19 protein-coding genes and 1 riboswitch are annotated in these 24,333 nt (G+C 58.8%); of the genes, 9 read left to right on the top strand and 10 right to left on the bottom strand.

Annotation, left to right across the window (positions count from 1 at the left end; all coding sequences use genetic code 11):
* Positions 1-68: 68 nt before the first annotated feature.
* Complete coding sequence (locus FHT76_RS29675; RefSeq protein ID WP_183862699.1) at positions 69-1,139, bottom strand: GGDEF domain-containing protein; 1,071 nt, start codon at positions 1,137-1,139, stop codon at positions 69-71.
* 351 nt (positions 1,140-1,490) lie between these two features.
* Here FHT76_RS29675 and FHT76_RS29680 point away from each other — a divergent pair, with 351 nt between their 5' ends.
* Positions 1,491-1,688 (top strand): hypothetical protein, encoded by a 198-nt coding sequence (locus FHT76_RS29680; protein ID WP_183862697.1) that lies wholly within the window; start codon positions 1,491-1,493, stop codon positions 1,686-1,688.
* 6 nt (positions 1,689-1,694) lie between these two features.
* On the opposite strand, the gene FHT76_RS29685 is transcribed toward FHT76_RS29680, so the two are convergent.
* Both FHT76_RS29685 and fumC read right to left on the bottom strand, forming a co-directional pair.
* On the bottom strand, positions 1,695-3,302 hold the full coding sequence (locus tag FHT76_RS29685; RefSeq protein WP_183862695.1) for a fumarate hydratase: 1,608 nt from the start codon (positions 3,300-3,302) through the stop codon (positions 1,695-1,697).
* 159 nt (positions 3,303-3,461) lie between these two features.
* Positions 3,462-4,853, bottom strand: coding sequence for a class II fumarate hydratase (fumC, locus tag FHT76_RS29690; protein WP_183862693.1), 1,392 nt, complete (start codon positions 4,851-4,853; stop codon positions 3,462-3,464).
* Between the two features lie 399 nt (positions 4,854-5,252).
* Between fumC and FHT76_RS29695 the strand changes: the two genes are divergently transcribed.
* The gene (locus FHT76_RS29695) at positions 5,253-7,127 is read left to right on the top strand and encodes a murein L,D-transpeptidase (RefSeq protein WP_183862691.1); all 1,875 of its coding nucleotides are present in this window, start codon (positions 5,253-5,255) and stop codon (positions 7,125-7,127) included.
* A gap of 57 nt (positions 7,128-7,184) precedes the next feature.
* Here FHT76_RS29695 and FHT76_RS29700 read toward each other — a convergent pair whose 3' ends face one another.
* Positions 7,185-7,892: an HAD family hydrolase gene (locus FHT76_RS29700; protein WP_183862689.1), complete on the bottom strand. Its 708-nt coding sequence runs from the start codon at positions 7,890-7,892 to the stop codon at positions 7,185-7,187.
* Between the two features lie 190 nt (positions 7,893-8,082).
* Here FHT76_RS29700 and rpiA point away from each other — a divergent pair, with 190 nt between their 5' ends.
* The 3 genes from rpiA (at position 8,083) to gor (ending at position 10,881) form a co-directional block, all read left to right on the top strand.
* Positions 8,083-8,781: a ribose-5-phosphate isomerase RpiA gene (gene rpiA / locus FHT76_RS29705; protein ID WP_183757502.1), complete on the top strand. Its 699-nt coding sequence runs from the start codon at positions 8,083-8,085 to the stop codon at positions 8,779-8,781.
* 17 nt (positions 8,782-8,798) lie between these two features.
* The gene (locus FHT76_RS29710; protein ID WP_183757501.1) at positions 8,799-9,386 is read left to right on the top strand and encodes a DUF2059 domain-containing protein; all 588 of its coding nucleotides are present in this window, start codon (positions 8,799-8,801) and stop codon (positions 9,384-9,386) included.
* Positions 9,387-9,495: 109 nt separating this feature from the next.
* On the top strand, positions 9,496-10,881 hold the full coding sequence (gene gor, locus FHT76_RS29715; RefSeq protein ID WP_259128438.1) for a glutathione-disulfide reductase: 1,386 nt from the start codon (positions 9,496-9,498) through the stop codon (positions 10,879-10,881).
* Between the two features lie 4 nt (positions 10,882-10,885).
* Here the strand turns inward: gor and FHT76_RS29720 are convergent, their stop codons facing one another.
* Positions 10,886-12,214, bottom strand: coding sequence for a TadE/TadG family type IV pilus assembly protein (locus FHT76_RS29720; protein ID WP_183862685.1), 1,329 nt, complete (start codon positions 12,212-12,214; stop codon positions 10,886-10,888).
* Between the two features lie 288 nt (positions 12,215-12,502).
* Between FHT76_RS29720 and FHT76_RS29725 the strand changes: the two genes are divergently transcribed.
* Positions 12,503-13,876 (top strand): class II 3-deoxy-7-phosphoheptulonate synthase, encoded by a 1,374-nt coding sequence (locus FHT76_RS29725; protein WP_183862683.1) that lies wholly within the window; start codon positions 12,503-12,505, stop codon positions 13,874-13,876.
* A gap of 197 nt (positions 13,877-14,073) precedes the next feature.
* On the opposite strand, the gene FHT76_RS29730 is transcribed toward FHT76_RS29725, so the two are convergent.
* The 3 genes from FHT76_RS29730 to FHT76_RS29740 form a co-directional block, all read right to left on the bottom strand.
* Entirely contained in the window at positions 14,074-14,949 is an 876-nt protein-coding gene (locus tag FHT76_RS29730; protein WP_183862681.1) for a hypothetical protein, read from the bottom strand.
* 133 nt (positions 14,950-15,082) lie between these two features.
* Positions 15,083-15,607: a DUF1003 domain-containing protein gene (locus FHT76_RS29735; RefSeq protein WP_183757497.1), complete on the bottom strand. Its 525-nt coding sequence runs from the start codon at positions 15,605-15,607 to the stop codon at positions 15,083-15,085.
* An 81-nt stretch (positions 15,608-15,688) separates the two neighbouring features.
* Positions 15,689-17,617: an LTA synthase family protein gene (locus FHT76_RS29740; RefSeq protein WP_259128457.1), complete on the bottom strand. Its 1,929-nt coding sequence runs from the start codon at positions 17,615-17,617 to the stop codon at positions 15,689-15,691.
* A 205-nt stretch (positions 17,618-17,822) separates the two neighbouring features.
* Between FHT76_RS29740 and FHT76_RS29745 the strand changes: the two genes are divergently transcribed.
* Complete coding sequence (locus FHT76_RS29745; protein WP_259128458.1) at positions 17,823-18,656, top strand: hypothetical protein; 834 nt, start codon at positions 17,823-17,825, stop codon at positions 18,654-18,656.
* Between the two features lie 25 nt (positions 18,657-18,681).
* A riboswitch (cobalamin riboswitch) is annotated at positions 18,682-18,864 on the top strand.
* 39 nt (positions 18,865-18,903) lie between these two features.
* Positions 18,904-19,593, top strand: a complete 690-nt coding sequence (gene bluB / locus FHT76_RS29750) for a 5,6-dimethylbenzimidazole synthase (RefSeq protein WP_183862677.1) — start codon at positions 18,904-18,906, stop codon at positions 19,591-19,593.
* Positions 19,594-19,599: 6 nt separating this feature from the next.
* Here the strand turns inward: bluB and FHT76_RS29755 are convergent, their stop codons facing one another.
* Together FHT76_RS29755 and FHT76_RS29760 are read right to left on the bottom strand one after the other, a co-directional pair.
* Positions 19,600-20,682 (bottom strand): DUF2865 domain-containing protein, encoded by a 1,083-nt coding sequence (locus FHT76_RS29755; RefSeq protein ID WP_259128459.1) that lies wholly within the window; start codon positions 20,680-20,682, stop codon positions 19,600-19,602.
* 127 nt (positions 20,683-20,809) lie between these two features.
* Positions 20,810-23,122: an NADP-dependent malic enzyme gene (locus FHT76_RS29760; RefSeq protein ID WP_259128461.1), complete on the bottom strand. Its 2,313-nt coding sequence runs from the start codon at positions 23,120-23,122 to the stop codon at positions 20,810-20,812.
* 226 nt (positions 23,123-23,348) lie between these two features.
* Between FHT76_RS29760 and FHT76_RS29765 the strand changes: the two genes are divergently transcribed.
* Positions 23,349-24,173, top strand: a complete 825-nt coding sequence (locus FHT76_RS29765; RefSeq protein ID WP_114712829.1) for a UDP-2,3-diacylglucosamine diphosphatase — start codon at positions 23,349-23,351, stop codon at positions 24,171-24,173.
* Positions 24,174-24,333 lie beyond the last annotated feature (160 nt).

Consider the following 24,333-nt stretch of genomic DNA (forward strand, 5'->3'; position numbering starts at 1 on the left):
GCTTTCGCGCTTGCGGCAGTCTCACGAACGTTGCGGATGAAGGCAGCCCAGGCTGCCAGGTCCCGAGGTTAGCCCTTGTAGATCAGCCAGCTCTTTGTGAAGTCTTTCTGCATACCGTCTTCGAAAAGGACGCTGCAGTTGCGGCCGGAATTCTTGGCGCCGTAAAGCGCCACGTCGGCCTTGTGGTAGAGCTCGCCGGCGTCTTCAGCATGGGAGGCCATGCAGACGCCGACCGATACCGTCACTGGCCCGTAGTTGATCCTCGTACGCGAGTTCGTGAAGGGCGTCGTTTCCAGTGTGCGACGGATGCGCTCGGCCGCGCTCATGACTTCCTCGGCGGTGTTGCCCTCGATGATGAGCGCGAATTCCTCACCGCCGGTGCGGGCGACAAAAACATCGCGGCGGACATTGGCACGGATGACCGAAGCGACGGTCGCGAGGATCTTGTCACCGACAGGGTGACCATAGGTGTCGTTGATCTTCTTGAAATTGTCGATGTCAGCGAGCACCAGCGCGGTGACAGGGCGCATGGCGGGATTGTTGAAGACCCCGGCAAGGCGGTCATCGAAGGCGCGGCGGTTCGACAGGCGCGTCAAGGAGTCGGTATTGGCGATACGCTTGTACTCGTCGAGTTCCTTGCGAACCTGGTCCATTTCCTGTGAGCGCTGGACGACGTTCTCGACCGTGCGTTCACCGTGGGCCATCGTGTCGCCGGTTGCTTCAGTCAGCAAGGTAAGGGCGTTTTCGATGAGCTCTACACTCGTATGGTTTTTCGAGCTGATCCGCTTGTAGGTTTCGCCAAGCAGCTTGTTGTAGCTCTCGAGAGATGTCTGCTCCTGGCGCAGGACGCGGAGCAACGTCTCCAACTCGGCGGCGATGCGGCCATGAACGTCGTCGAACACACGAGATGGGCTGTGCGCAAAATATTGTGCGCCGAGCGCGTCCAGTTCCTCCTGCGAGGCCTGGCTGCCGAGTGCGGCAAGATCCCGCGTTAGCGCCGGGTTGGAGCCGATATAAGCCTCGTAGAAGAGCTCGTAATTGCGTGGGATCGGCGCAACGCCCATGGAGCGCATCGCGAATGTGATCTGACCTGCCACATCGGGAACCTGCGCCCTAGTTGGCGCCGCGGCCGTCGTCATACGACTACTCCTCAATTGAATGTTTAATGCAGTCTTTAATTGCTTAGACTACAAATATTGGGAAATGATTAAGGGTGGATATACCAATGATTACATGCGAAATCTGGCCATCCTTAACGTTTCTATGTTTATCGCGTTGATTTTTATTCGAGAATTTAGAAGAGCGTGACAATTGCCTCGCCTTAAAGGCGAGTTACAAAAATAAAAAATCCAACCAACCGTTTTGGTTGAGTTTCTTACCGTTTCCAATTCGTTGACAGTCGGTCGCGATTGGTCGCTCTATCGCGCATCGGCAAGAGGGTGCACGTTGCTTCCAACGAGCGATACAGCTCCAACGGAAAGCATGAGATCATGGAAACGTCTCGCCACACTTCGCCTATCATCCTCGTCACCGCAGTCATTGCCGGCTCACTCGCCTTGATCGAGCAGAACGGTTTCTTCGAGGGCATATTCCACAACGAGATTCTCGCCAGCGTGAGGGTGGAGGAGACCGTCGGTGCTGCCAAAGCCACCGCGGCCGACCATACGACGACCGCGGCGGTCCATTGAGGTCGATCAGCCGAGGTTGAATTCCTGGAAGAAGTCGTTGCCCTTGTCATCGGTGACGATGAAGGCCGGGAAGTCTTCGACCTCGATCTTCCACACTGCTTCCATGCCGAGTTCGGGATATTCCAGCACCTCGACCTTCTTGATGCAGTCCTGTGCCAGCCGGGCGGCCGGCCCGCCGATCGAGCCCAGGTAAAAGCCGCCGTGCGTCTTGCAGGCCTCGCGCACCGCGCGCGAACGGTTGCCCTTGGCCAGCATCACCATCGAGCCTCCGAAAGACTGGAATTGGTCGACGTAGCTGTCCATGCGACCGGCAGTGGTCGGGCCGAAGGAGCCGGAGGCGTAGCCTGCCGGAGTCTTGGCCGGCCCGGCGTAGTAGACCGGATGGTTCTTCATGTAGTCAGGCATGCCTTGACCGCTTTCCAGCCGTTCCCGGATCTTGGCGTGGGCGAGGTCGCGTGCGACGATGATGGTGCCCGTCAGTGACAGGCGTGTCTTGACCGGGTGCTTGCTGAGTTCGGCAAGGATTCCGGACATCGGCTGGTTGAGGTCAATGCGGACCATCGAGTCCGACAGCTTCGACTCGTCGATGTCAGGCATGTACTTCGAGGGATCCGTCTCCAACTGCTCGATGAAGATGCCTTCCCGAGTGATCTTGCCCTTTGCCTGTCGGTCGGCGGAGCAGGAAACGCCAAGACCGATCGGCAGAGATGCGCCGTGACGGGGCAGGCGGATGACGCGCACATCATGACAGAAGTACTTGCCACCGAACTGCGCGCCGACGCCCATCTGCTGGGTCAGCTTGTGGATTTCCCTTTCCATCTCGACGTCGCGAAACGCATGGCCGCTTTCCGAACCCTCGATAGGCAGCTCGTCGAGATAACGCGTCGAGGCAAGTTTGACCGTCTTCAGGTTCATCTCGGCCGAGGTGCCGCCGATGACGATCGCCAGATGATAGGGAGGGCAGGCCGCCGTACCTAGCGTCAGGATCTTTTCCTTGAGGAAGTCGATCATTCGATCATGCGTCAACAGCGACGGGGTGCCCTGGTAGAGGAAGGTCTTGTTGGCCGAGCCGCCGCCCTTGGCGACAAACAGGAAGTCGTAGGAGTCGGTTCCTTCCTCATAGATATCGATCTGCGCCGGCAGATTGTTCTTGGTGTTCCTTTCCTCGAACATCTTGATCGGCGCGAGCTGCGAATAGCGGAGGTTCTTCTTCTCGTAGGCGTCCATGACGCCCTTCGCGAGGGCGGAGTAATCCTCGCCTTCGGTCCAGACACGGCGGCCCTTCTTGCCCATGATGATCGCGGTGCCGGTATCCTGGCACATCGGCAACACGCCGCCGGCGGCAATGTTGGCGTTCTTGAGCAGGTCATAGGCGACGAAGCGGTCGTTATCAGTCGCCTCGGGGTCTTCGAGAATTGACGCGAGCTGCTTTAGATGACCGGGCCGGAGGAGATGATTGATGTCGGCGAAGGCCGTTTCGGCGAGCAGGCGGATGCCTTCCGGCTCGACGGTGAGGATGTCCTGTCCCTTGAAGCTGTCCACAGAGACGTAGTCGCTGCTGATCTTGCGGTATTGGGTGGAGTCTTTGTGGAGGGGGAAAAGATCGTCAGCCATTGAAGGACCTTTCATGCGGACCGAAATCGCAGATGGTCTATTCGGGCGTCTTCGCAATTGCAATAATTCTAAAACTTGTCTGCTTTACTCATGAAAATTCGCAAAGACACCGCCGCGCGGGCGGCGGTGTCAACTGGTCGATCAGGCCGCTAGGCGGATTTATTTAGGGCCGATCATTGTCTCGGGGCGCACGATCGTGTCGTATTCCTCTACGGTGACGAGACCGCTCGCCAAGGCTTCCTCCTTCAGAGTCGTGCCGTTCTTGTGTGCCGTCTTGGCGATCTTGGCGGCGTTGTCATAGCCAATTTTCGGAGCGAGTGCCGTAACCAACATCAGCGAGCGTTCGAGTCCCGCCTTGATGTTGTCCTCGCGGGCCTCGATGCCGACGACGCAGTTGTCCGTGAAGGAAACGGCGGCGTCACCGAGTAACTGCACCGACTGGAGGAAATTGTAGGCCATCATCGGGTTGTAGACGTTGAGTTCGAAGTGGCCCTGGCTGTCGGCGAAGGTGAGCGCCGCGTTGTTGCCGAAGATGTGCACGCAGACTTGGGTCAGCGCTTCGCACTGCGTCGGGTTGACCTTGCCCGGCATGATGGAGGAGCCGGGCTCGTTTTCCGGCAGGGCGAGTTCACCGAGGCCGGCGCGCGGGCCGGAACCCAGTAGGCGGATGTCGTTGGCGATCTTGAAGAGCGCCGCCGCGGCCGCATTGATGGCGCCGTGGCTGAACACCATGGAGTCATGTGCCGCCAGCGCTTCGAACTTATTCGGGGCCGTCACAAAGGGAAGGCCGGTAATTTCGGCAATTTCGTCGGCGACTTTCTCGGCAAAGCCGATTGGCGCGTTGAGGCCGGTGCCGACGGCGGTGCCACCCTGAGCGAGTTCGCAGAGGCCGGGCAGGGTCAGTTCAATGCGCTTGATTGCGGAGCCAACCTGGGCCGCGTAACCGGAGAATTCCTGACCAAGGGTCAATGGCGTTGCATCCTGCGTATGGGTGCGGCCGATCTTGATGATGTGGCTGAATTCGGTGACCTTCATGTCGAGCGCGGCGTGAAGATGCTTCAGGCTCGGCAGAAGCTGACGCACGATCTGTTCCGCGCAGGCGATGTGCATTGCCGTCGGATAGGTATCGTTCGACGACTGGCTCATATTCACGTGATCGTTTGGATGCACCGGCTTCTTCGAACCCATGACACCGCCGAGCATTTCGATGGCTCGATTGGAGATTACTTCGTTGGCATTCATGTTCGACTGCGTGCCGGAGCCAGTCTGCCAGACGACGAGGGGGAAGTGGTCGTCGAGCTTGCCGTCGATGACTTCCTGTGCCGCATCGACAATGGCGTTGCCGACCTCAGGATTGAGTTGTCCGAGTGCCATATTCGCGCGTGCAGCGGCCTGCTTGACGATACCGAGCGCGCGGACGATCGAAAGTGGTTGCTTCTCCCAGCCGATCTTGAAATTGCCAAGGGAACGCTGCGCTTGCGCGCCCCAATATCTGTCATTCTGGACTTCGATCGGGCCGAACGTATCCGTCTCGGTACGGGTGGAGGTCATGGCCATGCCTTTCTGTCGCGGTGCCTCTCAGAGATGCGGTCTTATAGGTCCGAAACGGGCCGAAGAAAACCGTTCTGGAAAGAAACATGAATTGGCGATTCAGGTTATTCATGGGGGTCAGTGATCTTTTAGACACGTCTGAATTTTTATCATTCAGCGTCTTTTTGGCCACTGTGTCTAAAGGCGAAAATAAAGTAAAAAATTAACCAATAATTTCAGAATTTTGTGTGAACTGAAGGCTGACGTTAGCGTTATTCGCGTTACTTTGAGTTGAGTAGGCGCAGGCTGGCGGCTTCGACCGCTTTCTGCCATGTGACGCTCGCGCCGGATAAAACGAGTTCTGAGGCGGGCCGCGCCCGTTATTTTGAAGACAGCATGACACTGGGACTGGATAAAAGCATGACATTCCTTTTGAAAAGTGCGGTTTCCGCACTCGCGCTTTCCTGCGGTATGGCCGTGATGGGCGTCGCGCCCGCGAACGCCTATACGCTGATGGATATGATCCGCGGCGATCGCGCCCGGAACCAGGGCACGATTGTCAATCCGAGAGCGTCCGTTCCTTCGTATCTTCAGTCCGCTCCAGATACGCCGCTGCCGAAAGTTTCCAGCCCGCGCTATTACACCTACCAGCCCGACGCGATGCGCTTCGTCGATACCGGCAAGTTTACCGATCCTGTCGTCACGGGTGCAGTTGCCGACGCTTCGGCTGCGACTGAGACCATGCCGTCGGTGCAGCGCCGCTTCCTCATCGAGGCAAAGGTGCGCGCTCCCGTCGAGGTCGCCAAAGCGCTTGAGGCCTACTATGGCGACATCAAGAATCCGCTGGTCTGGCTCACCGGGACGGACGTCAACGATCGCGCCAAGGCAGCGATGGACGTGTTGTCGAATGCTGCGTCGGTTGGTCTCGATCCGGCCGACTATGCCGTCCAGATGCCGACCGAAGACCCCGCCAATCCTGACCCTGCCAACCGCGATCGTGCACTGACCCAATTCGAGTTGGAGCTTTCGGCCAAAGTTCTTGCCTATGTGCAGGATACCCTTCGCGGTCGCGTCGATCCGAACAAGCTCTCCGGCTACCATGACTTCAAGCGCAAGGATGTGAACCTTGCCCCGGTCCTCAAGCTTGCCCGCATGAGCCCGGATGCGGCTGCTTATCTCAAAAGCCGGACGCCGGATGGTCCGCAGTTTGTCGCGCTCGAAAGCGAATTGGCGAAGCTGCAGGCGGAGGGCGCAGGCGGCGACCGCATCGACATTGCTCTGAACGGATTGCTTCGCCCAGGCGACAACTCTTCCGAAATCCCGAATATCGTGAAGGCGATTGACAAGCACGGTTCGGCAGCGCTGAAGGCCGAGCATGCGGCAACACTTGCCGCATATACCGGCAGCACCGAATATTCAGCGGAGATCGTCGCGCTCGTCGAAGGTTTCCAAAAGGAGCATGGGCTTAAGCCCGACGGAGTCGTTGGCCAAGCCACGGTCCGTATCATGACCGGTGGCGACAGTAACGCTTCGAAGATCGAGAAGTTGATCGTCGCCATGGAGCAGGCGCGTTGGCTGCCTAACGATCTCGGCTCGCGCTACGTCTTTATCAACCAGCCGGCCTACATGGTTTACTACCACAACGACAACAAGGAGCAGTTGTCGATGCGCGTGGTGATCGGTCAGCCGTCGCACCAGACGTTCTTCTTCCAGGATCAGATCGAGACGGTCGAGTTCAACCCGTTCTGGGGCGTGCCGCAGTCTATCATCATCAACGAAATGCTGCCGCGTCTGCGCTCGGACCCGAGTTATTTGGACCGGATGGGCTACGAGGTAACTGTTGGTGGCCGCGCTGTAGCGTCGTCCAGCGTCGATTGGTACGGCTCGACGACCAACGTCTCCGTGCGCCAGCCGCCGAGCGACGACAATGCGCTTGGCGAACTCAAGATCCTTTTCCCGAATGCGCATGCGATCTACATGCATGACACACCCTCGAAGAGCTTCTTCAAGCGGGACATGCGCGCACTCAGCCACGGTTGCGTCCGTCTCGCCGAACCGCGTGCGATGGCGGCGGCGGTACTGAACACGTCGGTGGATCAGATCGGCAAGGAAATTGCTATCGGCAAGAACCACGCTCTGCAGGTTCCGCAGAAGATACCGGTATACGTCGCTTACTTCACTGCCTGGCCGAATAAGGATGGCGTCGTACAGTATTTCGACGATGTCTACGGTCGCGACGCTTACGTTCAGAAGGCATTCGACGCCACGACGAAGGCACGTGGCGCGCAGATATGATCGCGCTAAGCGCATGATAAGAAAAAGGCGGCCGTTGAGCCGCCTTTTTCGTTCGTGTCAGCCTGCCGCAGCCGTCGGCCTTGCAGCAGTGAAATCCGTGATCAGCTCGTCGACGAGCGCTGGCGTAAGTTCCTTGAAGTGCGTGATCACGCGGGTTGGTCCAAGGGTCTCGACGGGCGCGTCGGAATAGCCGAACGGTACGGCGATCGAGGGAACACCAGCATTTCGCGCGACAAGAATGTCGTTGATGCTATCGCCGATCATGACGGAATTGCGGGCATCACCGCCGGCGCGCTCGATCGTACCGAGGAGATGCTGGGCGTCCGGCTTTCTGACCGTGAAGGTATCTCCGCCGGTAATTGCGTCGAAGTAGTGGGTAAGCTCAAGTTTCTCGATCAGGCTGCGTGCCAGCCCTTCGAGCTTGTTGGTGCAAACGGCAAGCTTGCAGCCGGCGCTCTTCAATTGATCCATCGCCTCGACAAGACCGGGATAAGGAGCTGTATGTCCCGGCATGTTGTCGGTGTAGTGCGCGATGAAGCGGTCAAGGAGGCCGGGAAGTTGCTCCTGTGACAACGGATGTCCCCGTAAACTGCACGCCCGCTCGATCATGACCTTGGCGCCGTGTCCGACGAGATGAGTCAAGTCGTCGTAGCCGACTGGCGCCACACCGATCGCGGCGATCGTATGGTTCAGGCTCTCGACAAGATCGGCATGAGTGTCGAGTAGTGTCCCATCGAGATCGAATACAACTAGGGAAGGGGTCAAGGATTTCGCCTTTCGGAAATGATGTCATCAGGCAGTAGGTGATGAGGGCGGGAAAAGCAACGTTTCGCGGCAAAGCCGACGAGTTGTATTCCCCACGGCTTTTCGAAAATCATTGCGCTATTTTGGCTTTCGTTTGGCAAGCGAGCCGTGTAAACAGCACATCCAACGCAATAATCGGAGTCAGCGGCGCATGGATGCCCGCGAAATGAAGATCAAGGCCGCTGAGGCCGCACTTGCTCATGTCGAATACGGCATGCGGCTTGGAATCGGAACGGGAAGCACTGCCGAGGAGTTTGTTCGGCTGCTCGCGGAAAAGGTTGCGACCGGCTTCAAGGTCGAAGGTGTACCAACTTCGGAACGCACGGCTAGGCTTTGCGTCGAGCTCGGCGTTCCGCTGAAGTCGCTCGATGAGTTGCCGGAACTCGATCTGACGATCGATGGCGCGGACGAGGTCGATTCCGACCTGACACTCATCAAGGGCGGCGGCGGTGCGTTGTTGCGCGAGAAGATTGTGGCCGCGGCATCTCAGCGCATGATCGTTATTGCCGACGAAAGCAAACTGGTCGAGACGCTCGGCGCATTTCCGTTGCCGATCGAGGTCAATCCGTTCGGACTCGTGTCGACGCGTATGGCAATTGAAAAGAAGGCTTCGAAACTGGGATTGAGCGGCGGCTTGGCGCTGCGCCAATCCGGAGGCGGAGACTTCATGACGGACGGCGGCCACTACATCATCGATGCATCTTTTGGCCGCATTCCTGATGCAGAGGCGCTTTCAAACGAGCTGAATTCAATACCCGGAGTCGTTGAACACGGGCTCTTTCTCAATATGGCGGCGCTTGCGATCATTGCTGGTCCAGCAGGTGCACGCACGCTGCGGGCGAACAGGTAACAGGAGCATTGAAACTCATGATTAAATTTGCAGGTCTTGGCCGTTTTGCTGCTGCGACCGTTATTCTTTCGGGCGTTGCATTCGGCTCTGTCGCACACGCGCAGGAAGCATCTCCGGAGCAGCTGAAGGCAGCCCGCGCCGCTATCGACGCGATCGGTGCAACCGCGCAGTTCGACAACATCCTGCCGGGCCTCGCCGAGCGCCTGAAGGCCGACCTGATCCAGGATTCTCCGAACTACCAGGATGCCATCACGGCTGAGGTCGATAAGCAGGCGCTGGCACTTGCACCGCGTCGCGCCGATCTCGAAAAGGAAGCCGCTCTGACCTATGCCAAGGCATTCTCGGTCGAAGAACTCAACGCAATCGCCGAGTTCTACAACTCGGAAGTCGGCAAGAAGCTGCTGAAGGATGGCCCGATCGCATCTCGCGAAACCGTGAAGGCGGCTGATATCTGGGCACAGGGTATCTCCCGTGATTTGCAGAAGCAGACCAGCACCGAGCTTGCCAAGGTCATCAAGGCTCCGCCGCCGGCCGCCGATCCGGCCAACCCGGCCGCAACGACGGCACCGAAGCCCGCCGCGCCGGCCCCAAAGCCGAAGCCGTAAGCTGTACCTGTAAGAGATCGAAAGCCCGGCATCGTCCGGGCTTTTGTTTTTACGGTGGTCGATACTATATCAATTTCACCTTTCCAGCCGATTTCATCCGGAGCTTCTCATGACGTCCTACGATTACGATCTTTTTGTCATTGGCGGCGGATCGGGAGGTGTACGAAGCGCCCGCGTTGCAGCATCGCTCGGTAACAAGGTCGCGATTGCCGAGGAGTACCGCTACGGCGGAACCTGTGTGATCCGTGGCTGCGTGCCCAAAAAGCTCTTTGTCTATGCGGCCCAGTTCCACGAGCATTTCGAGGACGCCGCCGGTTTCGGCTGGACGGTGGGTGCGAGTTCGTTCGATTGGAAGAAACTGATCGCCGCGAAGGACAACGAAATCGCGCGTCTGGAAGGGCTCTACAAGAAGGGCCTCGCTGGCGCTAACGCCGAGATACTGGAAACGCGCGCTGAGCTGGTTGACGCGCATACTGTTCGACTGGTCAATACCGGCAAGACGGTGACCGCCAAGACCATCGTGATCGCGACGGGCGGTCGGCCTAACCCGCACGCTGCCTTGCCGGGACATGAGTTCTGTATTTCATCCAACGAGGCTTTTCATCTGGAAGAGCTTCCGAAGGCGATCGTCATTGCCGGCGGTGGCTACATCGCGGTGGAGTTTGCCAATATCTTCCACGGCCTCGGCGTCGAAACGACGCTGATTTACCGTGGCGCCGAAATCCTTTCGCGCTTCGATCAGGATCTTCGCCAGGGGTTGCATGAGGCGATGGCCGCGAAGGGTATTCGCATTCTCTGCCATGACACTCTGGAGAGCGTCTCGAAGCAGGAGGGGCGACTTTCCATAGAGACGTTGAAGAATGGTACGCTGACGGCCGATGTGGTCATGCTGGCGCTTGGACGCATCCCCAACACGGAAGGCCTCGGCCTGGAAACCGCCGGCGTGAAGACTGATGAACGCGGTGCAGTCGTCGTCGACGAATATTCGCGTACCAGCGTGCCGAATATATATGCGCTCGGCGACGTCACCGACCGGGTCCAATTAACGCCGGTGGCAATCCACGAGGCGATGTGCTTCATCGAAACCGAGTACAAGGACAACCCGACCAAGCCGGATCACGAGACGATCGCAACGGCTGTTTTCTCGCAGCCGGAAATCGGTACCGTAGGGCTGACGGAGGAAGAGGCGAGCAAGCGCTACAAGGAGCTTGAGGTCTATCGCGCCCAGTTCCGGCCGCTGAAGGCGACGCTGTCGGGGAGGGGCGAGAAAATGATCATGAAGCTGATTGTTGATGCTTCGAGCAGGAAGGTCGTCGGCGCGCATATCCTCGGCCACGATGCCGGAGAGATGGCGCAAATCCTTGGTATTACGCTAAAGGCAGGCTGCACGAAGGACGATTTCGACCGTACTATGGCCGTGCATCCGACGGCGGCCGAAGAACTCGTCACAATGTATGCGCCGAGCTATCGGATTCGGGACGGCATTCGAGCCTAGCCGATCAACTGGTGATGCGGGGCATGCGGATGACCTTGAGGAAGAGCGCCTGCATCGCATCGGTTATACCCTGGGTCGGCGTCACCTCGAAATAGAGACCTGGTGAAGCGCAGTTCTGCATCTTCGTCGGGATTTCGTTTTGGAAGGGCTTGATCCAGCTATTATACCAGCTGTTCTTCGGCAGCGGCAGGTACGTCGTGTAGAGCACGGCGATCTTGACGCCCCGGTCCTTCAGCGGCTTGCAGAAGGAAATGTCGATCGGCTCCTGGCAGCGCTCGCCTGTCTTTGGTTTCGTGCAGTTCGACTTCTGGCTGTCGCCGACGCCATCGGATACGAAGAACAGAATCTTCTGAGGCTGCGCTTCGGTGCTCCCGTTGCCCGGCGTGGAGATAATCTTGTTCATCTGCGTGAGCGAGTTGTCGAAGCTCGTTTGCTGGTCGTTATTGTACCCCTGCCTCGGGATCGACATCAGGGTGACCGCATTCGTATAGGTTGCGACCTTGTCGAGATCGGTGATCGGCGCTGAGATCGTCGTCAGGTTTGCGTCTTCGGCCTTCTTGCCGAAAGTATAGACGCCCATTTTGAACTGGTTATCAGAAGCCCGCTCGGTCTTTGCTGTCTCGGTGAGCTTCTGCGTAGCCTGGCGAACCACGTCGACGCGAAGGGTCACGCCGTTGTTGCGCGCGATGTTGTAGTAGCTGTTCTTGTCCACGACACCAGCTTCCGACACGATATGGCAAGCAAAGGCACAGGTATCGGGTGTCTTCTGCTCCATGAGGGCGACGTCGGCCGGGGTCGCTCCGACACCCATGGAAGGTGTGTTGTCGATAAGGATGTAGAAATCCATGAACGCCGCCGTCTGGAAGGTTGCCGTAGCGGTGCCCGAGATATCGACGCTGTTGCGACCGAGGATTTGCATGAAGGTGGTCGGAACCGAGGCAGTGAAACTGACGGAAGAGTTCAGTTTGTTAGATGCGCGGCTCACCTGCACATCCACGGCCACCTGACTTCCGGTAAGTTCGCCCTGCATTTGGCCGACGAAAATGTTTCGGGCGTCGTCCTGTCCGGTGGATATCGGTCCGTCACTGGTCATCTTCATGGCGGCCGCAGCTGCGGCCGAATTCGCGGAGATTGCTCCGACGGCCGCGGCGTCTGCTGCCGCATAGAGTTGCGTGCGCAGACTGAGCGCGTGGGCGAAGTCGACGGCCACGCCCGCCGAGCCGATCAGGGGTACCATGAGGATGGCTGTCAGCATCCCGAAATTGCCAGAACGGTCAGTGCAGAAATGATACAAGCTGCGCACGAAATCAAACCCATGATTCCACCATGCCATCGGTGATCAAGCGGGGTCGTCATGACGCGCTATTAGAATTGACGGTGTTTCTACGGTACAAGCTTGAATTAGATACAAACTGTCTTGGTTTATTGACCGTTAAATTGCGCGCCTATGTTTGAAAACGCGGCGCGGAATTCCTTTATATCGGCTGTTGTTGGTCGATTGAATCAGTAACGCCAAAGAGCGGAACGCCGCTATGCAAGATGACGCTAACGGTTTATAAGCCGCCCAACATTTTTAGGACGGAACATCCGGACGGACCGGATGCTGGAGCAGGTGAGTGACATGGCAGAGAATTGGACACCGAGCAGTTGGCGGCAAAAACCGATTCAGCAGGTTCCGGACTATCCGGACCAGGCGGCATTGGCAGCAACGGAAGCCACGCTCGCGTCCTATCCGCCGCTCGTCTTTGCGGGGGAAGCTCGTCGCCTGAAAAAGCATCTTGCAAACGTCGCTGAAGGCAATGGTTTCCTGCTACAGGGCGGAGATTGTGCAGAAAGCTTCGCCGAGCACGGCGCGGATAACATCCGGGACTTCTTCCGTGCATTCCTGCAGATGGCCGTTGTGCTGACGTTCGGCGCGCAGTTGCCGGTGGTCAAGGTCGGACGTATCGCCGGCCAGTTTGCCAAGCCGCGTTCCTCCGGGATCGAGACGCAGAACGGCGTTTCGCTGCCGAGCTACCGTGGCGATATCGTCAATGGCATCGAGTTCACCGAGGAAGCCCGCGTTCCGAACCCGGAGCGGCAGGCGATGGCCTATCGTCAGTCGGCCGCGACGCTGAACCTGCTGCGCGCCTTCGCGATGGGTGGTTATGCCAACCTCGAGAACGTCCACCAGTGGATGCTCGGTTTCGTCAAGGACAGCCCGCAGGGCGAGCGCTACCGCAAGCTTGCCGGGCGCATCAGCGAAACCATGGATTTCATGAAGGCGATCGGTATCAGCGCGGAAAACAATCCGAGCCTGCGCGAGACGGACTTCTTCACCAGCCACGAAGCGCTGCTGCTGGGCTACGAAGAAGCCTTGACTCGTGTCGACTCGACGTCCGGCGACTGGTACGCAACGTCAGGCCACATGATCTGGATTGGCGACCGCACCCGTCAGGCCGACCATGCGCACGTCGAATACTGCCGTGGCATCAAGAACCCGATCGGTCTCAAGTGCGGCCCGTCGCTGCAGGCGGACGACCTTCTGAACCTCATCGACATCCTCAACCCGCAGAACGAGGCGGGTCGGTTGACGCTGATTTGCCGCTTCGGACACGACAAGGTCGCCGACCATCTGCCGCGGCTTATTCGCGCGGTTGAGCGCGAAGGCCGCAAGGTCGTCTGGTCCTGCGATCCGATGCACGGTAACACGATCACGCTGAACAACTACAAGACCCGTCCGTTCGAGCGGATCCTGTCGGAAGTCGAGAGCTTCTTCCAGATCCATCGCGCCGAGGGCTCGCATCCGGGCGGCATTCATATCGAGATGACCGGCAAGGATGTCACGGAATGCACTGGCGGCGCTCGTGCCGTAACGGCCGAAGATCTGCACGATCGCTACCACACGCATTGCGACCCGCGTCTCAACGCCGACCAGGCCCTGGAACTTGCCTTCCTGCTGGCAGAGCGCATGAAGGGCGGCCGCGACGAAAAGCGGATGGCCGCCAACGGCTGATCAAGGCGAATGTGAAAGAAAGAGCCCGGCCATGCCGGGCTTTTTCATTTGGGAACGGACCGACCGCTGGCAGCGGGGGCATCGCATGTTGTGCCGATCCTGAGGTCAAGCGGCAGCGGCGTGTTTGCGGTTCGCCAATCGGTGCGATGCGGACCTGTCGCACACCGTTTCGCACCGACACGCGGGTTGGCAACCGGCTAGCGGATCTGGCCGGCGGCCCAGTGGATCGCCCTGTCCAGCTCGGCGAACTTTGCGGATTGCCAGTAGAAATAGTCCTCGATGAACGTGCGCGAGAGCCAAAGCGCACCGCGGCTGCGTGGGCTCTCCCAGCCAAGCATGTCATCCCTTTCGGCTTTCTTGAACATCCGCTTGAGGTTTGTCAGGGAGATACCGAATTCATTAGCGATTTCGCTGATGCTCACGCCTTTCAGCAGGATGCGATGCTGTTCACGCGCGTCGTCCGGGAGGCGGCTTATCAGATCATGCAGCACGAGGCCACCGACATCGGACCAGAGGAAGTGGCCGATGCTCGCCCGCGGCTCCTTCCACACCGGGTCCTGGATCAGGGCACGCGCGGCGCGCGGCTGTGCCAGATAAAAGAGCCGAGGGTCATCTGCGGTCAGGCTGCCGCGGTTGGCACCGTCGAGTTGATCGAGGCAGGCCATATGTCCCTGGAACCAGGAGGCCATGGCCTCCTCGCTGAGTTCCGTCGTCTCGAGGCGGCGGAGGCGCCGATCGGGTGTTTCATCGGGAGCATCCCGCAAAAACTTGTAGGCGATCAGTTCGGCAAGAAACGAGGCGGCCGTATTCTTGCTGGCGAGATCGAATTCCTTGGCGACCTGCATCATGCGACCGGCCGTAAGGCCCGAGACCGGATTGCTTTTATCGCGTCCAGTATGCATGGCGAACAGCGTCTGTGTCAGCAGCCACTTCTGGTGCGACGCAGCAAGGCGGGCAAGGCGAGGAGCGCGCTTGTGGATGCCGATAAGATGGAGTGCGATCTGGCGTTCTATGGACAGAAATAGAGGGTGATGAAGGATTTCATCGCGAGTATGTGGCCTGCCAGTGAGCATTGTCTTGTACGGTCGGATCGGATTGGTTTCCGTTGCTCCTCCAACATTTGCGTCGATGTTTCAATGCGGGACGTGATTAGCGGATCGTTAATCAGTCGGTATAGTTAAATTCAAGCGGTTCCGGACGGCGGCATCAACTTGGTAGTCGCTGGTGTAGCCGTTCGATATCTTCTCGCAATGCTGCAATTTCCGTGAGCACGCGCATGTCTATCTTCTGATGCAGCGACAGGACTTCGAGTTCTGCTTTGAGATTGACCTCGTAGTCTTTGGCGGCCTCGAAACGATCGCGCTCAGCCTGACGGTTCTGCGACATCATGATGATCGGAGCCTGGATGGCGGCAAGCATCGACAGCACAAGATTGAGGAAGATGAAAGGATAGGGATCGAAAGCGCGTGTGAGCAGCACGATGGTGTTCACGACGCACCAGAAGACCAGAAAAAGCAGGAACGTGACGATGAAGTACCAGGAGCCGCCAACGCGGGCGATCGAATCCGCCAGGCGTTCGCCGACAGATGATTCGGCCCGCAGAGCCGCATTGATATCGGTCGAGATTATCTTGCGCTCATGGGCCTTTGCGAGGACGCGCTTCTCGATCTCGCCGAGTTCGTCGGCCGACTTGTCGAAGTGATGGTGGATGAAGTCCGATAGATTATGCATGGCTGACTCCGAATGCTAGATCGCTCGGGCGCCAGTATTCCCCAATGTTTTCAAATTGCAATGTGGACTTCTGTCGCTCTTTTACGTGCCTTGCGCATAGAGCCAGGCATGCTGTGGGAAGAAGCGATCAAGGGTCTCGGCCTTGCCGAACATGATGTCGTGCTGGAGGTATCGATAGTCCCGCACGAGAGGATCGAGGTTTTTTGGTTTCAACACCCAATCGGGCGACGGCGTGTTGTCGCGCGCAATGAGCTGATAGCGGTCGATGACGCTGTACTTTTTCTGCACGCGACCGAGGAAGCCCGTATAGTAGGGATGCTCGAAGCCGGCGAACTTCAGAAGATGATAGGGAAGCAGTGACGGGCTGATAGTGCCGACATCCTTTTTGCTGCCCTTCTTGTTCGACCAGATCACGAGCGGGGTCTCGTGCTCCTGTTTCATGACGCTGACCGATGCCTTGCGGGTCGCAACCTGATCCGGCATGTAGCCTGTCGCCATGTAGACGTTGCCGAGCGGAGGCAAGTGGTCTCCCCAGAGCACGATGATTGTTTCACGGTCGCGCTTCTTAGCCCAATCCATCAGCATCTTGAGGCTATCGTCGGCTTCCTTGATCCCCTGTGTGTAGGTGGCGAGCGTCGCCCGGTCCGCGTCGTTCAGGTTGCCCTGTATGTCGATGCTGTTGTGCGCATAGCGGTTAGGCTCGTAAGGGCCGTGTCCCTGAAGAGTGACCCCGAAGAAAAAGAACGGGCGATCAAGGCCGTCGGCTTCGTTGATGATCTCCTTCATGAGGGACTCGTCCGAAGCGAAGATGCCCCTTTTCTCCATCGGCGGCAGGGTTTCTTCCGAGCGGAACTGCTCGAAGCCGAAATCCTTGTAGACTTCGTTGCGGTTCCAGAACCAGCCGCTGAAGGGGTGCAGCGAACGGGCAGCATAGCCTTCGCCACGGAAGAACGTCGCAAGCGAAGGAAGGTTGCCTCTAATATACTGCTGATACGGGATGCTGCCGTAGGGCAGGAAGGCATTCGAGAATCCCGTCAGCGCTTCGAATTCGACGTTGGCCGTCATGCCCCCGAACTCGGGCGAGAAGACGTAGCCCGACTGCGCCGCGCGGATGTTCGGCATGGGATCGGGCGACATGCTGATGTTCCTCAACCTGGTCGGATCCCAGAAGGATTCGCTCATCAGCATGATCACGTCGGGCTTTTCGCGCGGGCCGCTGAGGTAACCGTAGTTACGGCCGGGAATGGCATCGAGCGCTTGTGCACCGAAGCCGGCTGGCGCTGCCACGTCGGCCATCGGAATATTGAAGATGAAGGCCAGGATGAAGCCGTTGCTGCGGTAGTTTTCCTTCTGGTCCCACATCATCGGAACGACCTGAAGACGGTCGCGTATGTAGGAGTATTTGGAATAGTCCATCAGCGTGCCGAAGGCGGCGACGACAGGCAGGCCGATGCAGAGGTGACGCAGGCGAGTGGTCTTCGAAAGCCGCGGAAAGTGGCGCCAGGCGAAATGCCAGAGCGCGGCAATCGCGGCAACGGAAAGAATGATGCCAACCAGCATGGCGACGGCGGTCCACGGTCGGTCGCGCACCATCACCGGCAGCAATTCCATGATCTGCCGTCCGAAGAGGACGTCTGACGGATAAAGAGGATCCGAAAGGTAGTGCTGCTTTTGGTTGGAGACGATAGCCGGGACGATAACCACCGGCAGAACGATCAATGCCGAAATGAATCGCCTTCCCAGGGCTGCATCCAGAGAGAGCATCAGAACGGTCAGCATCGCGACGGTGGTGATACCGGGACGTGCCGGCGACGTCAGGAATTCCCCAACGTCGGCCAGCCCATCGCGCGCAATAATTTCAACCGCTACGGTGGCGAAAACGGCAATGAGAGCGGAAAGGCTGATGGCCAGGGCCGTCCGTATAGCCGGCGACCGTGCGCTTCCCCGGACACCGGTGGAAAGCGACGCAACCCGCGTTGCCGCTGCGGACCTCATTACCAACGCGATCAACTGAAAAACTCCAACGTCATAAAAGCTTCACTGAACTGTCACACCTTCGTCATGAACGCTAGATGAACCGTTAGGTTTCCAGCATTTGTGATTGGTGGATAAGGGCCGAGGGCCGTGTGCCCGACACCCATCGCTACCCCGCGTCGACTTGTGCTCGGTGGCGAGGCATCGTAGGTCAGGGGAATCGATGTCAGGAGGATTTAGATTGAGAAGTTCCGTCGAGATCTACAATGTCAGAACGGGCGAGGCGCGCGTCGTCTGGCAGACCGCGCAATTGGTGGAAGCGCCGAACTTTTCGCCGGACGGAAGCTATCTTCTGCTGAATGGCGACGGGCTTCTTTACCGGCTGGCGCTAGACGGTTCGGGCAAGGTCGCGAAGGTGGATACTGGCTTTGCCAGGACCTGCAACAATGATCATGGCATCTCGCCTAACGGCCGTGAGATCGTCATCTCCGATAAGACGGAATTCGGGAAGTCGACGATCTATGTGCTTCCCGCCGAAGGCGGGACGCCGCGACTTGTGACGCAAAATCAGCCGTCCTATTGGCACGGCTGGTCGCCCGACGGAAAAGAGCTCGCCTATTGCGGCATCCGCAACGACCTGTTCGATATCTACACGATCTCTGTGGCAGGCGGCGAAGAAAAGCGTCTAACGCATGGCGAAGGACGCAATGACGGGCCGGACTATTCCGCGGACGGCCAATGGATCTATTTCAATTCCAGCCGTACCGGCCTCATGCAGATCTGGCGGATCCATCCCGACGGGACCGGGCTCGAGCAGATCACCGGCGACAACTACGGGAACTGGTTCGCTCATCCGTCGCCCAACAATGACAAGGTTCTGATCCTCTCTTACGACCCTGACGTCTTCGATCATCCGCGCGATCTCCACGTTCGCCTGCGGCTGATGGACATGGACGGCGGAAATCTGAGGACGCTCTTCGATCTCTTCGGCGGACAGGGAACGATCAACGTGCCCAACTGGTCGCCTCTAGGCGATGAGTTCGCCTATGTACGTTATTACCCGGTCTCTGCGTAAAGGATTGCATCGAGCGATTTTTACCGGCATAGACCCTCCGTCGGGTGCCCGTCTCAGGCGGGAGAATCGGGAATTCGGTGAGAGACCGGAACGTGCCCAGCGCTGTAAGGCTGACGTCTGCCGCATCAAGCCACTGGTCCAGCACCGGGAAGGCGCGGCAGTCGGATGACGCCAAGTCAGAAGACCGGCCCGACATCGTAGACTGACCTGCGTGGACGGCGGGCGGTTGTGTTGTTGGGGATTGACGATGCGACCAGACCATTCAGGCTCCCTGTCGGGAGCCGCAGCCTTTTCGACCGAGGAACGTGACGCCGTTTATCGTGCGATCTCGACGCGTCGCGATGTCCGTTCGGAGTTTCTCCCGGATCCGATACCGGACGACGTTGTCCGCAGGCTCTTGACCGCCGCGCACCACGCGCCGTCGGTTGGGTTCATGCAGCCTTGGAATTTCGTCCTGGTGCGCGATCAGCAGGTGAAAGAGGCAGTATGGCAAGCCTTCGATCGCGCCAATCGCGAGGCCAGCGAGATGTTTGCGGGCGAGCGGCAGCAGCTCTACCGGTCGCTGAAGCTTGAAGGCATCCGCGCCGCACCGCTCAGCATCTGCGTGACCTGCGATCCGGATCGCTGCGGCGACGTCGTTCTTGGCCGAACGCACAATCGGCGGATGGATTCCTATTCGACGGTGTGCGCCGTGCAGAATCTGTGGCTGGCTGCCCGAGCCGAAGGTATCGGGGTTGGTTGGGTGAGCATTTTTCACGAGTCCGATATCAAGCAAATCCTCGGTGTGCCGGATCGCGTCGAGATCGTTGCCTGGCTCTGCGTCGGCTATGTCGATCAGCTCTATGACCAGCCGGAGCTGGCGGCCAAAGGTTGGCGTCAGCGGCTGCCGCTGGAGGAACTCGTGTTCACTGACCGTTGGGACAATTCGCTGGACTGAGGGTGGCTATTGTTGCTGCGGCTGAGGGCCCGGCTTTGCCGGGTTCTTCAGGTCGATCGTGCCTTGGTCGCCGGCCAGGAACTGTGGGCCGATCTGGCGGACCTTGCTGGTTGCCGGATCGTAAGGCCTGTCAGGTGCCTGTGGCTGCGAAGCCGCGGGGGTAACGGACTGGACCTTGGCCTCGGGCTTTTTGGTTTCGATCGTCGTAATTGATCCCTGCTGTGGAGGTTCGCTGATCGATTGGCTTTTTCGCATCCGCTCGTAGTAGCCGTTGAGATCGCAACTGCAGGACGATTTTTCGCCAGGCTTGCGGTTCTTGTAGGCGAAGGCATTCGGCATGGCGCTGTAGGGAGCGCCCGTCGCGGCCGAAATCATCTGTGATGTCTCGGTGCTGGAGACGTCATGATAGAAAAGCTCGGTGTCGATCCCTGGACACATCTTCGAGCAGGTATCGGCGTCACGGGGGAAGTCCTGGGAGGTCGCATTCGAGCTCAATGGGAAGAAGCCGCCGTCGCAGGTTCGGACACAAACGGTGTTCAGATGAGAGAGAGTCGACATGCCGAAACCGTATCGGCGCTGGTTAGGATCGTCACCTAAAGGTATGAAGGTGTCGTTGCGCATAGCCTGGTCTTCGATGCTCGGCGGCGCCGCGTATCCCTCTGCGCGGTCCTCGGGCCACTGCTCGTCATTGCAGCCGTTGTCGTCGAGTGCCGCCAGCAGCTCGTTTCTCGTGCGCACATCCTGGCTCTGGCCACGCAATTCATCGCGCCGCTGCTGCAGATAACGGATGTTGTCGACCATCTTGCTCTCTGCGCGCTCGAGCTCGCCGCAATAGCCGTCGTCATCGCCGATCACGACCATGCTGCCGCTCGTGCAACCGTTCTGGCGCAGATCGCTGCGGAGCTTGCGCAGTTCAAGGTTCTGTTCTGCAATGGCACTGGCGAATTTGCGCACCTCTGGCGTGGTGCCAATGATCTCAGGCAGGTCGGCGAGCCGCGCCCGCAGGTCGCCACAGATTGCCGGCACCTGCGCATGGGCCAGGCCGGTGAAGGCAAGCACTGTTGCGAGTGACAGAATCCAGCGGTTCAAGGCACGGTCCCATCGGTAAGCAAATACGAGCGGTCATAGGCGCGGCGTTGTGCCTCACCTCTGCCGCGAGCCTGCTTGTAGCAGGCTGCGGTTGAAATCTTAGCGCATTTTCACCATCGGCCGCAAATCACGCTGGCTGTGAAGCCTCAACGACGGCGAGGGCGGCCATGTTGACGACGCCGCGCGAGGTCACGGACGGCGCGAGGATATGTGCCGGGAGTGCAGCGCCAAGCAGGATCGGTCCCACATGCAATCCGTCGATCATCGATTTCACGACGCCGAGCGTGATGTTTGCCGCATCGAGGTTCGGGAAGACCAGCAGGTTCGCTTCGTCGTGCAGGGTTGTGTCAGGCATGACCCGCTTGCGCAGGGCGTCGGAGATGGCGCTTTCGCCGTGCATCTCGCCGTCCACTTCGAGCTCAGGCGCAGCCTCGCGCACAAGCTGAAGCGCAGCGCGCATCTTCGTCGCACTCTCGGACTCACGCGAACCGAAATTCGAATGGGATACCAAAGCAGCGCGCGGCGTGATGCCGAAGCGCTTGATTTCCTCGGCGGCAAGAACTGTCGACTCGGCAATTTCTTCGGCACTCGGATTGAAGGTGACGTAGGTGTCGGTGAAGAAAGTGGCGCCGCGCTGGGAAATCAGGAGGCTGAGGGCGGAGAAATCGCAGACGTCGTGCCTCTTGCCGATGATCTGACGGACATCGCGGAGATGCTTTTCATAGCGGCCTTCGAGGCCGCAGATCAGTGCATCCGCTTCGCCCCGCTTCAGCGCCAGTGCACCGATCACAGTTGTGTTCGTACGAACGATCGTGCGCGCGGCCTCCGGAATGACCCCACGGCGTCCGACCAGCGAGAAGTAGAGATCGACATACTCGCGGAAGCGCGGGTCGTCTTCCGGGTTGATGACGGCGAAATCCGAAAGCGGCCGGATGCGCAGGCCGTAGCGCTGCAGGCGTGTTTCGATGACCGATGGGCGGCCGATCAGGATTGGCTCGGCAATGCCTTCCTCAAGCAGAACCTGCGCGGCGCGCAGGACGCGCTCGTCTTCGCCTTCGGAGAAGATTACCCGCTTGCGCTCGGCATTCTTCGCGGCGGCAAAGATCGGCTTCATGATGAAGCCCGAACGGAAGACGAAGCGGTTAAGCTGGTCGAGGTAGGCGTCGAAATCTGCGATCGGACGCAACGCGACGCCGCTTTCGGCCGCGGCCTTTGCGACCGCCGGGGCGATGCGCAGGATCAGGCGCGGGTCGAAGGGCGAGGGGATCAGGTAGTTGGGGCCAAAGACAGGAGTTTCGCCCGAATACGCCCGGGCGGCGACGTCGGATGGTTCCTCGCGCGCAAGGGCCGCGATGGCGCGCACGGCGGCCATCTTCATTTCTTCGTTGATCGTGACTGCGCCGCAATCCAACGCACCGCGGAAGATATAGGGGAAGCAGAGAACGTTGTTCACCTGGTTCGGGAAATCGGAACGACCAGTGCAGATCATCGCATCGGGACGCGCTGCCCGGGCGAGATCGGGCATGATCTCCGGGGTCGGATTGGCGAGCGCCATGATCAGTGGGTTTTCGGCCATTTGCGCCAGCAGTTCCGGCTTCAGCACGCCGGCTGCGGAAAGGCCAAGGAAAACATCGGCCCCACCGATGTTCTCGGCAAGCGTGCGGGTGTCGCTTTTCTGGGCGTAAACGCTCTTCCATTCGTCCATCAGTTCGGTGCGGCCCTCGTAGACCAGACCTTCGATGTCGTGGACCCAGATATTTTCGCGCCTGGCGCCCAGCGTGACGAGCAGATTAAGGCAGGCAAGGGCGGCAGCACCTGCGCCGGAGGCGACGATCTTGACCTCGTCGATTTTCTTGTTCGCCAGTTCGAGGCCATTGAGGATCGCCGCGGCGACGATGATGGCAGTGCCGTGCTGGTCATCGTGGAAAACCGGGATCTTCATGGTCTCGCGAAGGCGGCGCTCGATCTCGAAACATTCCGGCGCCTTGATATCCTCGAGATTAATGCCGCCGAAGGTCGGCTCGAGCGAAGCGACGGTCGAGACCATATGATCAACGCTCGATGCCTCGACTTCGATGTCGAAGACGTCAATGTTGGCGAATTTCTTAAAGAGGACGGCCTTGCCTTCCATGACAGGCTTTGAGGCGAGTGGGCCGATATTGCCGAGCCCGAGAACGGCGGTGCCGTTGGATATGACCGCTACGAGATTGGCGCGCGACGTGTAGTCGGCGGCCGTCTCCGGATTGTCGCGGATTGCGAGACAGGGTGCTGCAACACCGGGGGAATAAGCCAATGCCAGGTCGCGCTGGTTGCCGAGCGGCTTGATCGCTTGAATCTCGAGCTTGCCCGGACGCGGATAGCGATGGAAATAGAGCGCCTGCTCATCGAGGCTTCCACCTACCAAATTCTTTTCCGTCTTGGACTTTTCGTGATGATCCATCATCGCCTCCGGGCTGCCGCATGCTGTCTTGAAGTGTTTTCAATACATCAATCGGCATGGCGGAACAGTCGGAATTTCCATCTAAATGCGAAAACAACGCGAATCTCTCCTGGCATCCGCGCAGGTCGACAGGAGCCGGGAAAATCAACCGGGAAAGCGGCGTGTCATCTTCCTGAAACACGACTCTGGTTTTGGAGAGGCAGGTGAACGATGGGACACGAGCAGGATGCTTGTGAGGGACAACATGGATACGCGGCACTTCCGTACGCTTTTCATTTCCGATGTGCATCTCGGCTCCAAGGCCGCGAAGGTGGACTTCCTGTTGGATTTTCTCAAGCATCACGACGCGGACACGATCTTTCTTGTCGGCGATATCGTCGATGGTTGGCGGCTGAAGCGAAGCTGGTACTGGCCGCAGGATTGCAACGACGTTGTGCAGAAGCTGCTGCGCAAAGCGCGCAAAGGCACGCGGGTTATCTATATCCCGGGCAATCACGACGAATTCCTCCGTGACTTTCCAGGCACCCATTTCGGCGGCATCGAGGTTGCCGAGCGGATGATGCACGAAACGGCCGACGGCAAGAAATACCTGGTCCTGCATGGCGACGAGTTCGACGTCGTCGTCCGCAATGCGCGCCTTCTCGCCTATCTCGGCGACTGGGCTTACGACATGGCGATCATGATCAACATCGGCCTGGCAGCGATCCGCCGCAAGATGGGTATGCCCTACTGGTCGTTTTCGGCGTGGGCCAAGCTGCAGGTCAAGCACGCTGTCAATTTCATAGGCGAGTTCCAGCGCGTCGTCGCCGACGAAGCCCGCAAGCATGGCGCAGACGGGGTGATCTGCGGTCACATCCATCATGCCGTGATGGAGGACATGGATGGCATCCGCTATATCAATACTGGCGACTGGGTCGAAAGCTGCACGGCGATTGCCGAACATCAGGATGGCACCTTCGAATTGATCGAGTGGCGTTCAATGAGCGGAATACAGCCAATCCCGATGGCTATCGGTCACCGCGAAAAGGAAGTCGCGCCGCAGGCTGCCTAGTCGCGGCCTTTGCTCCCGCAATTCACAGTATGAATTTAGCCCGTTGTGTCTTTGCGACAGGCCCTATTTATTTTCTAAAACGTTTTCGATGGGCAAGTTCTTGCCATAGTCGCCCTTAGGTTGACGTGCTAGGCAGCGTTCAGTTTCCTGCAGGTCCATC

This window comes from Rhizobium sp. BK176, from assembly GCF_024808055.1.